The 15,259-nt window shown below is 35.9% G+C and carries 13 protein-coding genes; 4 read left to right on the top strand and 9 right to left on the bottom strand.

Features of this window, described 5'->3' with window-relative positions; all coding sequences use genetic code 11:
- The first annotated feature begins 124 nt into the window (after positions 1-124).
- Positions 125-3,169, top strand: a complete 3,045-nt coding sequence (locus MKX31_RS01945; RefSeq protein ID WP_064477050.1) for an efflux RND transporter permease subunit — start codon at positions 125-127, stop codon at positions 3,167-3,169.
- A gap of 44 nt (positions 3,170-3,213) precedes the next feature.
- On the opposite strand, the gene MKX31_RS01940 is transcribed toward MKX31_RS01945, so the two are convergent.
- The 4 genes from MKX31_RS01940 to MKX31_RS01925 form a co-directional block, all read right to left on the bottom strand.
- Complete coding sequence (locus MKX31_RS01940; RefSeq protein ID WP_088046955.1) at positions 3,214-3,738, bottom strand: AAA family ATPase; 525 nt, start codon at positions 3,736-3,738, stop codon at positions 3,214-3,216.
- A 135-nt stretch (positions 3,739-3,873) separates the two neighbouring features.
- A complete protein-coding gene (gene pstA / locus MKX31_RS01935) occupies positions 3,874-4,794 on the bottom strand; it encodes a phosphate ABC transporter permease PstA (protein ID WP_000994145.1) in 921 nt (306 codons plus the stop codon).
- A 2-nt stretch (positions 4,795-4,796) separates the two neighbouring features.
- On the bottom strand, positions 4,797-5,687 hold the full coding sequence (gene pstC, locus MKX31_RS01930; protein ID WP_000676675.1) for a phosphate ABC transporter permease subunit PstC: 891 nt from the start codon (positions 5,685-5,687) through the stop codon (positions 4,797-4,799).
- Positions 5,688-5,758: 71 nt separating this feature from the next.
- The gene (locus MKX31_RS01925) at positions 5,759-6,661 is read right to left on the bottom strand and encodes a phosphate ABC transporter substrate-binding protein PstS family protein (protein ID WP_222655671.1); all 903 of its coding nucleotides are present in this window, start codon (positions 6,659-6,661) and stop codon (positions 5,759-5,761) included.
- A gap of 509 nt (positions 6,662-7,170) precedes the next feature.
- Here MKX31_RS01925 and MKX31_RS01920 point away from each other — a divergent pair.
- The 3 genes from MKX31_RS01920 to MKX31_RS01910 are packed head-to-tail and all read left to right on the top strand — an operon-like array spanning position 7,171 to position 9,525.
- On the top strand, positions 7,171-7,428 hold the full coding sequence (locus MKX31_RS01920; protein WP_000252989.1) for a FeoA family protein: 258 nt from the start codon (positions 7,171-7,173) through the stop codon (positions 7,426-7,428).
- The gene (locus MKX31_RS01915) at positions 7,425-8,147 is read left to right on the top strand and encodes a FeoB small GTPase domain-containing protein (protein WP_064477051.1); all 723 of its coding nucleotides are present in this window, start codon (positions 7,425-7,427) and stop codon (positions 8,145-8,147) included. Before MKX31_RS01920 ends, MKX31_RS01915 begins: the two co-directional genes overlap by 4 nt.
- Positions 8,125-9,525: a nucleoside recognition domain-containing protein gene (locus tag MKX31_RS01910; protein ID WP_064477052.1), complete on the top strand. Its 1,401-nt coding sequence runs from the start codon at positions 8,125-8,127 to the stop codon at positions 9,523-9,525. Before MKX31_RS01915 ends, MKX31_RS01910 begins: the two co-directional genes overlap by 23 nt.
- Positions 9,526-9,736: 211 nt before the next feature.
- Here MKX31_RS01910 and MKX31_RS01905 read toward each other — a convergent pair whose 3' ends face one another.
- The 5 genes from MKX31_RS01905 to MKX31_RS01885 form a co-directional block, all read right to left on the bottom strand.
- Positions 9,737-10,903 carry a Ger(x)C family spore germination protein gene (locus tag MKX31_RS01905; protein ID WP_064477053.1) on the bottom strand — a complete coding sequence of 389 codons (1,167 nt, stop codon included), beginning with the start codon at positions 10,901-10,903 and terminating at the stop codon, positions 9,737-9,739.
- On the bottom strand, positions 10,887-12,011 hold the full coding sequence (gerLB, locus tag MKX31_RS01900) for a spore germination protein GerLB (RefSeq protein ID WP_064477054.1): 1,125 nt from the start codon (positions 12,009-12,011) through the stop codon (positions 10,887-10,889). The genes MKX31_RS01905 and gerLB overlap by 17 nt, the downstream gene beginning before the upstream one ends.
- Entirely contained in the window at positions 12,012-13,490 is a 1,479-nt protein-coding gene (gerLA, locus tag MKX31_RS01895; protein WP_095205680.1) for a spore germination protein GerLA, read from the bottom strand. It lies immediately after the preceding gene.
- Between the two features lie 101 nt (positions 13,491-13,591).
- Entirely contained in the window at positions 13,592-15,064 is a 1,473-nt protein-coding gene (locus tag MKX31_RS01890; RefSeq protein ID WP_149174068.1) for a sodium:solute symporter family protein, read from the bottom strand.
- On the bottom strand, positions 15,061-15,258 hold the full coding sequence (locus MKX31_RS01885; protein ID WP_000719861.1) for a DUF3311 domain-containing protein: 198 nt from the start codon (positions 15,256-15,258) through the stop codon (positions 15,061-15,063). The genes MKX31_RS01890 and MKX31_RS01885 overlap by 4 nt, the downstream gene beginning before the upstream one ends.
- Position 15,259 lies beyond the last annotated feature (1 nt).

Genomic DNA, 15,259 nt, shown 5'->3' with positions numbered 1-15,259 from the left:
AAACATTAACTTAAGATTATTGTTAGAATTTTTTTACATTTAATTAATGAAAGATATCCATTTTTTGTTATATAGTAAGAAAGGACGTACTCAACTATAAATAAACCAATGGAGGAATTACTTTATGGATAGGTTAACAAAGTTTTCATTAAAAAACCGCGCCGCTGTTATCATCATGGTTTTTCTCATTTCCGTACTTGGCGTTTATTCCGGATCTAAATTACCTATGGAATTTTTACCAAGCATCGATAATCCAGCAGTCACTGTCACAACCTTATCTCAAGGACTCGATGCTGAAGCGATGACAAAAGAAGTAACTGATCCCCTCGAAAAACAATTTCGCAATTTAGAACACATCGACAGCATCACCTCTTCTACGCACGAGGGATTATCACGTATCGATATCGCGTATACATCCAAAGCAAACATGAAAGACGCGGCACGCGAGGTTGAAAAGGCCATTAACACAATTAAATTACCTAAAGATGCAACGAAACCCATAGTTAGCCAATTAAATACTTCTATGATTCCACTCGCTCAAATTGCTATCCAGAAGCAAAATGGATTTTCAAAAGCAGATGAAAAACAAATCGAAAAAGAAATCGTACCACAACTCGAAAACATTGATGGTGTTGCCAACGTTATGTTTTTCGGAAAATCAGCCTCTGAATTATCTATCATACTAGACCCAAACCAATTAAAAGATAAAAACGTAACAACAGAACAAATATTAAAAGTTTTACAAGGAAAAGAAACTTCCACTCCAGCTGGAGCAATTACCGTTAATAAAGAAGAATATAACCTTCGTGTCATTGGGGATATAAAAAATGTAGATGATATTAAAAACATAACCGTTGCACCTCAAGTAAAATTGCAAGATGTGGCTCAAATCGAACTTAAACAACACTACGATACAATCTCGCATATAAACGGAGAAGAAGGAACCGGATTGATCATCATGAAAGAGCCAAGTAAAAATGCAGTTACAATCGGAAAGGAAATCGATAAGAAAATCAAAGATATAAGTAAACAATATAAAGATCAGTTTTCTATTAAACTTTTAGCCTCAACTCATGAGCAAGTTGAAAATGCTGTTACTAGCATGGGCAAAGAAGTAATTCTTGGAGCAATTGCTGCAACTCTAATTATCTTAATCTTTTTGCGTAACTTCCGAACGACACTCATCGCCGTTGTCAGTATTCCATTATCTATTTTATTAACACTCTTTTTACTACACCAATCTAACATCACACTTAACACCTTAACGCTTGGTGGTTTAGCAGTTGCAGTTGGACGTCTCGTTGATGATAGTATCGTTGTCATCGAGAATATTTTCCGTCGTTTACAAAAAGAATCTTTCTCTAAAGATATTATTCTTGATGCAACGAAAGAGGTCGCCGTCGCAATTACTTCTTCTACTTTAACAACAGTCGCTGTTTTCTTACCTATTGGCCTCGTATCAGGAGTAATCGGAAAATTAATGTTACCTATGGTATTAGCAGTTGTATATTCTATACTATCATCCTTAATCGTTGCACTAACAGTTGTTCCACTTATGGCTTTTTTACTACTCAAAAAAACAAAGCACAAAAAGCCAAGTTCTTCACCACGATATGTCGCTACATTAAAGTGGGCTCTTTCGCATAAATTCATTATTCTACTTACTGCTTTTTTATTATTCGCAGGATCGATTGCAGCCTATGTATTACTACCGAAAGCGAACATAAAATCTGAAGACGACACAATGTTATCTATTAATATGACTTTCCCAGCTGATTACGCTCCTGAAACGCAAAAACAAAAAGCCTTCGATTTCGAAAAGAAATTACTTTCTAATTCGGATGTAACGGATGTTATTTTACGAATGGGATCTAGCGCAGAAGATGCACAATGGGGGCAAACGACAAAAAATAATCTTGCCAGTATATTTGTAGTCTTCAAGAAAGGCTCTGATATTGATCAATATATTAAAGAGTTAAAGAAAGAACATAAAGCTTTTGAGCCTGCTGAACTAGATTATATAAAAACGAGTTATTCAAGCTCTGGTGGTGGCAACAATTTGCAATTCAACGTAACAGCTACTAACGAAACGAATTTAAAAGAGGCTGCTACTATCGTCGAAACAAAACTAAAAGATATGACTGCTCTCTCTAAAGTAAAAACAAATTTAGAAGACTCTAAGAAAGAATGGCAAATCCATGTTGATCAAACAAAGGCCGAACAACTAGGCTTAACACCAGAATTAGCAGCACAACAAGTAGCACTCCTTATGAAGAAATCACCTATTGGTGAAGTTTCAATCAATAATGAAAAAACAACTATTATAATAGAACACAAAAAAGAAAACATTACTAAACAAGAAGACATTTTAAACACAAGCATACTATCACCTATCAATGGACCAATTCCTTTAAAAGACATTGCAACTATTTCAGAAAAGCAACTTCAAACAGAAGTCTTCCATAAAGACGGAAAAGAAACGATTCAAATTACTGCCGAGGCCTCAAATGAAGATTTAAGTAAAGTAAGTGCAGAAGTAAATGAAACGATAGCTAACTTAGATTTACCTAGCGGCGCAAAAGTAACTATTGCAGGTGCAACTGAATCTATGCAAGAGAACTTCACAGATTTATTCAAAATTATGGGGATTGCAATCGGGATTGTATATTTAATTATGGTTATCACCTTCGGACAGGCGCGCGCTCCTTTTGCAATTTTGTTCTCCTTGCCATTAGCTGCTGTTGGCGGTATTTTAGGGTTAATCATTTCAGGAACACCTGTTGATGTAAATTCCTTAATCGGCGCATTAATGTTAATCGGGATTGTCGTTACAAACGCTATTGTATTAATAGAAAGAGTGCAACAAAATCGGGAACACGGCATGGAAACAAGAGAAGCCTTACTAGAAGCGGGTTCCACTAGATTACGTCCAATTATTATGACAGCTATAACGACAATCGTCGCTATGCTTCCTCTCCTATTTGGTCAATCGCAAGCAGGAAGCATGGTATCAAAAAGTCTTGCCGTCGTTGTCATCGGTGGTTTAGCAGTCTCAACCGTTCTTACATTAGTAGTCGTTCCAGTTATGTATGAACTATTAGATAAAATCGGGAGAAAAAGACGCTCTCGTAGAAAAATAAGCACTTCTACAGAAACACCTGATATTTAAAGAAAAAGGCGTTATCTTCAAGAACGAAGATAACGCCTTTTTCTCTACTTACTGATATAATCCATCATTTTTTGAGCATATCGCTCTAGAGGTTTACCAGAATCTACAATAAGACATTCACTATTTAAAGGTCTTTTACTACCATCTAACCATTTTTTAAAAGCTACTTCCGAATCCACTTTTCCAATCTGACTAACCATACGTTTACGTGTTTGTAACCTATTATTAATCTCCTCCATATCATTAAGATAGCATTCAATATATTTATATTTCACACCATGTTTATTAGACAGTTTCATTCCTTTTTCAACCATCCCTTCATATAAACATGGACTATCCAATATAACACTATGCCCTTGTTCTAAATAAGAATCAATCAATGCCCATTCAACATCGTATGATACTCCTCCAACAATTGTCGATTCAACCCCTTTCATTTCTAATGATTGTAACAATGCCGATTTCAAAACGTCATGATTTATAATTACAGCACCTGTTAACTTCGCTATATACTTAGAAACTGTCGATTTTCCCGATCCAGGAAAACCTGACATTTGTAGAAAAAACAAATTAACTTCTCCTCTCATCTGTACCTATTCATCTATATAATCAATTACAAATTCAACAATCATTACATCCCTTCCTTCTATATTAAAATACAAAAAGAACTCCCTACTTATAAATAGAGAGTTCCTCTTTATAATTTATGCCGCTTTTACTTTTTTCGTCGTTTTACTTTTTCTTTTCGTCCCTGTAAAACGTTTGTGCAATATAGATGCTACCAAGCGTGAAATAACGTTGAATAGTAACACCATAATAATTAATACAGCTGCAGATTTTGTCGCGATCAACTTCGCATCCGGAATAACTCCTTCAGAATTTAACTTCCAAATGTGAACCGCTAACGTTTCAGCTGGTCTAAATGGATTTAAAGGATGCGCAGGACTTGAGAAGTCCGCTGCTGAATTTAAAATCGGGGATGTTAAACCCGCTGTGTAAATTAACGCTGCCGCTTCACCAAATATACGACCCGCCGCTAAAATAATACCTGTAATAATTTGCGGTAATGACGATGGAATAATAATACGAGCAATTGTTTGCCATTTCGTTGCACCTAATCCAAGACTCGCCTCTTTTACATTATGAGGCACTTCTGAAATCGCATTTTCACAAACACGTGTTAAACCTGGTAAGTTTAAAATTGTTAAAGCAAGAGCACCGCCCATTACTGTGTATCCCCAACCTGTCATGGTAACGAACACTAACAAACCGAATAAACCAACAACAATCGAAGGTAAAGACGCCATTGTCTCAATACATAAACGAACAAAATTTAAAAAGCGCCCTTGTTTTGCGTACTCTGCTAAATATATTCCAGCACCTAACCCAAGAGGAATAGATATAACAAGCGTTATAACAAGCATGTAGAAGGAATTGAATAACTGTGGACCAATCCCACCACCAGCTCTTGTATTACTTGGTTCTCCAAACAAGAAATTAGGATCCCAAAATCCCCATCCCTTTTGCAGAATTTCAAACACTAAGAATACTAGCAGAGCTACAACTAAAGCTGCAACTGCATAAAAGATACCTGTCCAAACTTTATTTACCGTTCTTGCATTCATTATTATCGCTCACCTCTTTGCCCAATCGCTCGAATTACTAAAATAAACAGGAATGAAATAACAAGTAAAATCATCGCTAAAGTCCATAGCGCATTGTTCCAAGCAGTTCCGTTTAATGTATTTGTCATGTCCATTGTCAAAATACCAGTTAACGTCGCTGTCGGACTATATATTCCTTCTGGTAATTTAATTGTGTTCCCGATTACCATTTGAACTGCTAATGCTTCACCAAAAGCACGCGCTAAACCTAAAACAACACCTGTTAAAATCCCTTTTTTCGCAGCAGGAACAATCACTCGGCTAACCGCTTGCCATTTCGTTGATCCTAGACCATAAGAAGCTTCTAAATAATCAAATGGAACGGAGCGTATTGCATCAGAAGCGATACTAGCAATAGTAGGTAAAATCATAATACTTAATACAACAATACCCGCAATTAGACTAAAGCCCACTCCCCCGAACGAATCACGTAATAGCGGCACTAAAATCGTAACCCCTAATAATCCGTATACAACCGAAGGAATACCAACTAATAATTCTAAAACGGGCTTCAATACTTTATTTCCAAACTTCGGCGAAATTAAATTCATGAATATAGCAAGAGCTATAGCAATTGGCGCACTAATAATAACCGCACCTAACGAAACCACCGTTGAACCTACAATAAAAATCAAAGCCCCGAAGGTTCCTTCGTCAGCATTTGGATTCCATTTTGTCGATGTTAACATCTCAGTAAATGAGATACCGCTTTGTGTAAAAGATTGAATACCTTTACCGCAAATAAACGCAATAATAGCTAATGTAATTAAAACAATAAAAATACCACAAAACGTAACAAGCGATCTTCCTATATATTCACTTTTTACGTAATTAATTTGTTTTTTCCCCTTCATCACAGGTCAGACCCCACTTCATAGATTGAAATGAACAGGACTGGCCTTGCAGCCAGCCCCATAAAAATTTATTACTTATTTAATTTAGACATTGGGATGTAACCCATATCTTCTACTTGCTTTTCAAAGTCTTTGCCTTTTACATAATCAATGTAAGCTTTCGTTGCTTCTTTCGCTTCACCTTTTGTTACCATGTACTCGTAAGACCAGAATGGATATTTACCAGACGAAATGTTTTCAACTTTTGGTTCAGAACCATCAATTTTCACTGTTTGTAGCGCACCTTTTTTATCGCCAACCATGTAAGACATTGCTAAATAACTTACTGAACCTGGAGTAGAATTGATTGCTTGCTCTACTGCACCGTTAGAATCTTGTGTTGTACCAGTTCCATCATTAATTTTCGCTTCTTTCATAACTGTCTTTTCAAATGTAGCACGTGTACCAGATGAAGCTGGACGGTTAATTACGTTGATTTTTTCATCTTTCCCGCCTACCTCTTTCCAGTTTGTTACTTTCCCAGTGAAGATATCTTGTACTTGTTGCACTGTTAAGTTATCAACTTTTACATCTTTATTTACGACAAGCGCGAATGCAATACCCGCAACCTTGTTATCTACTAATTCTTTCGCTTTTTCATCATCTTTTATTTTATCCCCTGATGGAACATCTGAATTACCAATTTGTACTGCACCCGATGCTACTTGGTTAATCCCAGTTCCACTACCGCCACCTTGCACTTGAATAGAAACTTTTGAATTTTTCTCCATGAATTTCTTTCCAGCTTCCTCCGCAAGAGGTAGAAGAGCTGTAGAACCAGCTGCTGCAATCGTACCTGATAATTCTTGTTTTGTATTATCGCTTCCTTTAGCAGTTTCTTTACTAGCTGTATCATCTGCTTTCCCACATCCAACTAACGCTCCTGCCACCACTAAAGCCGCTAAAGAAAATTTAATACCTTTTTTCATAACCATGTCTTGTACCCCCATTTGGATTATCACTTTTCGAATTCATTTTCTTTCGAACACAAATTCATTGTAGGACAACAATATTATGTGAGTGTTAAGCAATTTTTAATTTTAAGTAAATGACGATAATAACCCTTAAAAGCTAGGAATCCCAACATTTATAGTTAAAGAACCCAACAAAATCCACACGAATTAAGCTGTAATGTAAATTTATTCTTAACAATGTAAATTCAATGTAAATGTTTTTCACTCTTTTCCCCTTTTAATTAAAAATACATTTACAAATCCATTGTATTTTTTAATTTTTACACTCTTACTTTATTTACATTAAACAAAATTCCAGTAATATTTTTTAGTACAACTAAATAAATTGGAACAATTCTAAAAATAAATGAATATTTTTAAAGTACCAATTGACAGCATCATCCAATGTAGTCTACTATATTATTAGCAAAAAGTTTACCTAAGGAAACTTTTTAAACTTAAACAAACAATATAGAGATGAGGTAACTTTTATGGTATCGGCTAATACAAAACCACTTTCCGAATTTAAGACAGGAGAGTTTGTACAAATTGAGAAGATACAATTAGAAGGAACTATGAAACGACGTTTATTAGACTTAGGATTTATCCCTGGGGCAACAATTAAAGTATTACAGCGCAGTCCACTTGGAGATCCGGTCGCTTATCAAGTAAGCAATACAACTATCGCACTACGTAAGGAAGAAAGTTCCCTTATTTTCGGGGTATTAATAGGAGATGATTTCAGATGAGCAAACATCGTATTGCTTTAGCTGGCAACCCGAACACCGGGAAAAGTACATTATTTAATACTTTAACAGGCTTAAAACAACACACTGGAAACTGGACGGGAAAAACTGTTTTAAAAGCTGAAGGAGAATATGAACATAACGGAAGTAAATATACATTAATAGATTTACCTGGAACTTACTCACTATATTCAAATTCTACGGATGAAGAAGTAGCAAGAGATTATATTATATTTGAAAAACCAGAAGTAACTGTAGTTGTTATAGATGCAACTGCAATGGAAAGAAATTTAAATTTAGCCCTCCAAGTGATGGAAATGACAAGCAATGTAGTCATTTGTATTAATTTAATTGATGAAGCGGAGAAAAAAGGCATCGTTATTGATGAAAAGAAATTAGCAAAATCGCTCGGTGTACCTGTAGTTAAGATTTCTGCTCGTAACCGAGTAGGTATTGGGCATTTGCTAAGTGTTATCGCTAAAGTAGCAAATAAAAAATTAATTCCAACACCAATTAAAATTTCTTACAGTGAAAAAATCGAAAATATGATTCAGGAATTAGAACCACAAATTTATAAAGTGTTCGGTGATACGTATCCAGCACGTTGGATTGCGTTACGTATATTAGATGGAGATAAAAATTTCTTAACTACACTTCAAAAACACCATAATGAACCGCTTGTAAGGGAGGTCGTAATGAATGGAATCTCACTCAGCCAGTAAAGCTCTTCCATTAGACTATATTATTCAACATGCACAAACACTCTCAAAAGAAGATATACGAGATGATATTGTCGGAGATATTTATCGAACATCTGCAAGCATATGTAAAGAGTCTGTTCAATATACAAATACTGATAAATTGTATCGTTCTGAAAAACTAGATAAAATTTTCACATCTCCAATCTGGGGATTTCCAATTATGCTCGGTATTTTATCTATTATTTTTTATCTTACAATTGCAGGTGCTAACGTACCATCTGATATGATTGCTGAGTGTTTCGGATGGGCCGAAGGATATTTAACATCTTGGTTTCAGGCAGCACATGCACCCGAATGGCTACATGGCATTTTAATACTTGGTTTATTCCGTGGTATCGGTGCTGTTATTAGCGTTATGTTACCACCTATGGCAATCTTTTTCCCTATGTTCGCACTATTAGAAAACTACGGATATTTACCACGTGTCGCTTTTAATATGGATCGCTTATTCAAACGCTCCGGTGCACATGGTAAACAATCTTTAACAATGGCAATGGGCTTTGGTTGTAACGCAGCCGCTATTATGTCAACACGTATTATTGAATCACCACGTGAACGTATGCTTGCAATCTTAACAAACAACTTCGTTCCTTGTAACGGTCGCTGGCCTATGTTAATTTTAATGTCTTCATTATTTATGGCTGCTGGTTATACAGGTAGTATGCAAACATTAGTTACTGCTGGCGTTGTAGTTGGGATGGTTGTAATTGGTGTTATTATGACATTAACTGTTTCTTGGGTACTATCAAAAACAGCTTTAAAAGGTGTGCCAACTCACTACACACTTGAGTTACCGCCGTACCGTAAGCCAAAGGTTTGGAATACAATTGTGCGTGCGACACTCGACAAATCAGTCTATGTTTTAAAACGAGCTGTTGTTGTAGCTGCCCCTGCTGCTGCATTAACTTGGTTACTAGCTAATATTTTCATCGGTGACACAAGCTTACTTATGTATTTTGTAAACTTCCTAGATCCGTTCGCTAAAATGTTAGGACTTGATGGATTTATTTTAGCTGCATTCATTCTTGGACTACCAGCGAATGAAATTGTTATCCCTATTTTATTAATGTCTTATTTATCAACTGGAGCTTTAACTGAAATAGACGATTTTAATCAAATTAAAAATCTATTCTTAGAAAATGGTTGGACTTGGTTAACAGCGTTAAACACAATGTTGTTCTCACTTCTTCATTTCCCATGTGGAACAACACTGGTTAACATATATAAAGAAACAAAAAGTGCAAAATGGACATTCTTATCGTTTGCAATCCCTACCGTTATCGCCATTGTTGTGACATTCCTCTCTACACAGTTGGTACATTGGTTAGGGCTTGTATAAAAGCAAAGCATACATAGAAGGTATCCCCCTTCACATATGCTTTGTGCGAAAGAAACCTGAAATCATTCAGGTTTCTTTTTTTGTGCATCAGTATTCCAAGGCTGTGCCCCATACATTGTGAGTTTCTTATGAATAAAGTATATGGTCCCCGGAAGAATTGCCATTAATATTGTGCAACTAATTCCTAATCCAGTAAACACCTTCCATCACCTTATTTCACTCTTTTTGGTAAAGCTGAACCTGAATGCTCAATTGTCGGATGAACATGAACAGTAATCTCAGCATTACTAAAGTAATTTTCACCTTGATCCCAATTCTTATCTATCTTCTTCCATTCTTTATAATTATGCCGCTTATATACGTCCCCTAACTCTAATACATCTACCTTATATTTTTTTTGAACAAGCTTAATCGATTTTTGAATGCGCTTCTCCATTTCCTCCGTGATGTTTTTCTTTAATCGCTTTTCGTTCATAATTTGTTTATGATCACTAAAATGCAACTCAGCCAATGTTCCTTCCAAAAATAAGTGAATATCGAACTTCGGTTTTGTAGCATTTTCTGTAGATACTTTAATCTTTCGACGCATTTTATGAATTTCATATGTAATAAGCTGGTCTTTTTTACGAATGGTAAAGAATCCTCCAATTTTCTTACCTATTATATAATTTATTCCAAATGTTTCTTCTCCATTCAAACTACCTACACACTTATTATCCTTCCCGCGAAACAACGCTGCCCCGTTCATTTGTACCCCTTGCCTTGTTAATTCAAGAATAGGTAATACGAAGCTTCGGTTGGAAATCATCTTTTCCTGAACTTCACCAATTCTTGCAGCCTCAATCATTTGAGCATTTTTCGGAGGATGTTCAGCTAACATATCAATATACTGCGCCGGTAAATTTTCAGGCTTAGCGCTCTGCTTCAAAATAGCTTCTGCATTTTTCTTAGAAACGAACAAACGTATATTTCTTCTCATCTCATGATCACGAATATATACATCTAACGTATTTTGTAAAACATATGGATTCGATAATAAATCTTTAGAAAAAATTATCACTTGTATGTGCGGAAAGAATAGTGAGCGACTAATTTTTTTGGCAATAATTCGTATTTGCTCAAAGACACTATCTGCCTTCGCACTCACATTAATATAATTTTCGCTATCTCCACCACCTTGTCCACCTTGTTGCGACAATTTACTGGGGAGTACCATCTGATACGTCCCTTTCATAATTGGATTCGCTTTCTTTTTTTTCACAATATCATAGGCTGCACCTACTACAAATCCTCTTTCTTCTATTTCTTCTAACTCAGAGCACCCACTTATAGATCCAACTAAAACTATAAGCATTATGATTTTAAGAAGGTGTTTCATTTCTACCATTCCTTCTTTTTATTTTATATACAATAAAAACTAACAAAGGTGCTAACACAACAAAGCCCATATCTATCCAAGCTAAATAAGTTCCGTAATTTGACAAGTCATTCAAACTACTAGGTATCATATTCACCATAAAAATAATCGGGGCACTTACGAAAATAAAAATATGTTTCTTCACTTTCGGAAACATAGCACAAAACAATAAAGATGCGACGTCATAATACATTGCTGTAGTGTTATAAATAGTAATAATCCAAGTAGTAAAAAAAATCGCATCAAACCTTTCTAAAAACCCCCCACCAATTTCAATTTCTTTCCCTAGTTCAATTGTTGGATATGTCAATCCACGTGTTGTCATATATGTAAAAACACTAATACAAGTTACATAAATTAAAATGTATGACAACACGTTTACCATCACCGCTTTTGCAACTGCCATCGGTGCCTTTTTCACTGACTTATCGTTCAACATCACAGCATAAAACAGAGCTACCTCAAATCCGATAAATGTGAAAATAGAGTTTTTAACTCCTACAGCATATTGACTGACGTCCGTTTGAAAAGCTGGTAGTAAATTATTTATTTCCATTAAATTTATATTCAATAAAGAAAGCAGCACTATCGCAATTAAAACTATAGGTAAAAACAAAACGTTTAGCCTTAATAAAGCCGCTCTCGATCCTGCTATTCCATAAATAACAACTAATAGGAAAAAGAAAGACAATAGTTGCACTGGTGTATCACTAAATAAATACGTTTGTGAAATAATTGCAATCATTCGCGATTCATATGCTGTCAAAGCAGCAAACGTTAATACTAAAATGCTACTAATTGTGTATGCAACAGGCTTCGTCAAATGTGCACTCGTATATTGAACAAAGTTTTGTTTTGGGAATAAAATAGCTACCCTCGTTACAAACCACCCTAAAACCGCACAGACTAATCCACCCAAAAGCAAAATAATCCAACCGTCCGAAAATAAGGTTTGCGTAGCAATATCTCGCGGCATAGATAATGCACCTATACCGATAATTGTTGACGATACCGCAAAACCAAGTTCCCGAGATCCAATCTCTTCATCCCCATATTCAAATGGTTTCAATTACTCTCGCTCCTTTGGACGTATTGTAGAATCTTTCGTTTGTAAGTACTCTGGTCTTTCTTTCAACATTGATTTTGGCAAGCGGATCATTTCTTCTTCCCAATCTTTATAAAATGCAGGAGCAATAGGCGTTGTATATGGCACCCCAACACTCTTTAAATTCGTAATATGAATCGCAAGTGCAATAAGAGCTAAAATAATTCCATATAGTCCAAAAGCAGTCGCCGCTAAAACAAAGACAAAAAGTAAAATCCGAAACGTAATCGTAATGCTATATACAGGCAGTGAAAATGTAGCAATTGCAGTAACTGCAATAATAATTACTAAAAACGGATTTACAATCCCTGCGTTCACCGCAGCTTCTCCAATTACAAGACCACCTACAATCCCAATTGTTTGCCCCATCGGTTTTGGCAACCTAATTCCCGCTTCTCGTATTAACTCCATCGTTAATGCCATCATTAACGTTTCTATATATGCCGGAAATGGTACCCCTTCTCTCGCTCCCGCAATAGAATAAGCTAATTTAGAGGGAATAAGCCCTTGATGATACGAAACAAGCGCTACGTACGTGGCAGGTAGTAAAACAGCAGCAATACCTGATCCCATACGTAAAATTCTTAATAACGTACCAATTACCCAGCGCTCATAATGATCTTCTACAGATTGAAAAATATCAACAAACACTAGTGGAGCGATAAGAGCAAATGGTGATCCGTCCACTAAAATGGCCGCTTTTCCTTTCGCTAGCGCAGCCACTATATTATCAGGTCTTTCTGTATTCAAAAATTGCGGGAATGGTGATAAATTATTATCTTGAATTAATTGCTCAATCGTTCCTGTCTCAAGAATAACGTCTGCCACTATTGATTGAAGCCGTCGATCTAATTCGTCTACAATATAAGGGTTAATAATATCCTCTATATAGACTAAAGTTACTTCTTTTTGCGATCGCTTCCCCATAATATAGGATCGAAACCGTAACTTCGGATCACGTAAGCTGCGGCGAATTAACATCTTATTTACGTTAATATCTTCATTCAATCCAATTCTTGGTCCACGTATTAAATCTTCTGTTACTGGAGATTCTAGACTTCTTTTTTCCCATGCTCGGCTATTAATGACAATAGCGGTTTGAATATTATCAATTAATATAACTGTGTCTCCTGCTAAAATTGCATTTATAATGTCTGGAAACGTTGTCTTCATACCGACTTCTGCAATAGAAATAAAACGATCCAATAATGTTTGAACAACAGCTTCTTCTTTTTGTACTTCTTCATATTGAAGTGTACGAACTACATATTTATAAACATTATCCTTATCTGTTAACCCACATAAAAAAATAACCGCACAGCGTGTAAAACTACCCGCAAGGGCAACTTCCCTAATTGTTAAATCATTAGGCGAACCTAATTCATCCCTAATTTCTTTCATAACTTCAAATAAGTTACCTTTTAACTCTAACAATTCCCCCACCTAACTTCCTTTTCAACAAGTTTTTAGTTAGATTCCGCTAATAGAAGAAAATATATACAAAAAAGAGCTATCTCTTTTCAAAGATAGCTCTAGCACACGGATTACTTTTCTACTATTATACTGTCTGTCTTTATAGACACATTTCTCGTGAACCCGCTAACGATAAACATCACAATCATATTCATTAACAATGCGACTATACCTACATTTAAATCTTTTATATATTGAGGGAAACCTGGAAACATTGTAGCTATAGTTGAACCAGATAAAGTAATATATGCGACCACTAACAATCCAATCCCCATTCCTGCAATTGCCCCTTTCTTCGTAATAACTTGACGTGGAAACAAACTACATACAAGCGCAGGGAAAAGTTGTGTCACTATACTATATCCCATTAAAAGAAGAGCCCCTATCGTTTCTCCACCTTTAAAAGTGAACAAAACAGCTACAAGCGTTACTACAGGAACAAATAATTTTGCCGCTTTAGCAACTTGTCTATCTGAAGCAGATGGGACCATTGTTCGGTAAATATTTTTTGCTAATAAAGTAGATGCCGCCATAACAAGCATGGAACCCGGAACTAATGCTGTTAATACTCCTGCACTACCAATAATACCAATAAACCATGGATCAAATGTTTGAAGAGCGAGACGGAATAACGAAAGGTCTACATCCCCTCCCTTTAACCCTGGAACTTGCAGTATAGCTGCAAACCCTGCAAAGAACACGAAAAGTAAAACTAAAGAATACAATGGCATAATTGCCGCATTTTTACGAAATACTTTTTCATTTTTTGCAGAGAAAGCAGAAGCGAATGTATGGGGCCACATATAGAAACCGAGAGCTGTTAATACAATAGTAGAAACAAACCAAGAAATGCTCATTCCTTCATCAGGTAAAGATAGAAATCCTGGTTTTGCTGCTTCTACAGCTTCAAACATCGGCTGAAAACCTCCGTAATAATGATATGGTAAATATATACCTAAAAACATAACGATAAACAGTATCATAATATCCTTCAAAGCGGCTGTCCAAGCAGAGCCGTGTATGCCTGAAACCATTACATATATCGTTATAACAATCGCACCAATCCACACTGCAATAACTGGTGATACCCTGCCGTAAGATGCTTCCGAAACGATAATACCTAATCCTTTTAACTGTAAAACAAGGTATGGGATAATTGAAATAACCCCAATGACAGAAACGATAATGCCAAGCGTCTGACTCTTATATTTCTTCACAAAAAAATCTGGCTGCGAGACAAGATTATGCTCTTTCGCATACTTCCAAACTGGCGGCAATAAAAAGTAAGATAAAATATAAGCTAGTGCACCATAACCTAAAATATAGAAAGTAGGTGCTCCTTTACTATACGCCCATCCACTTCCGCCTAAAAATGTGAACGTCGTATAAATTTCACCTGCCATAAGAAGAAAAACAAAAATAGTGCCAAAGCCTCTTCCTCCAACTGACCATTGCTCTAAATTCATATCTTTTCCATGTTGTGCCCGAATTCCTAAAAATAGTGCGAGAAACAAAAATAAAATAATGATAAGTAAGGCGATCATTTTACATCCCCCTTATTAGCAGGATCAAATACGTACACAAGCCCCATACAAAGAGACGTAATGAGCACCGATAATAATACCCAAAATAATAAAAATGGCATCCCTAATACGTAAGGAGTAACTGAATTAGCAAATACAGGTCCAACAACTAAACAAAAAACTGGAATAAGCGCTAATACGTGTATTTTCTTCATC

The sequence above is a fragment of the Bacillus sp. FSL M8-0063 genome (genome assembly GCF_038005545.1).
Classification (GTDB): domain Bacteria; phylum Bacillota; class Bacilli; order Bacillales; family Bacillaceae_G; genus Bacillus_A; species Bacillus_A wiedmannii.
The sequence above is the reverse complement of the archived record's forward strand: the minus strand, read 5'-3'. Positions and strand labels throughout refer to the sequence as shown.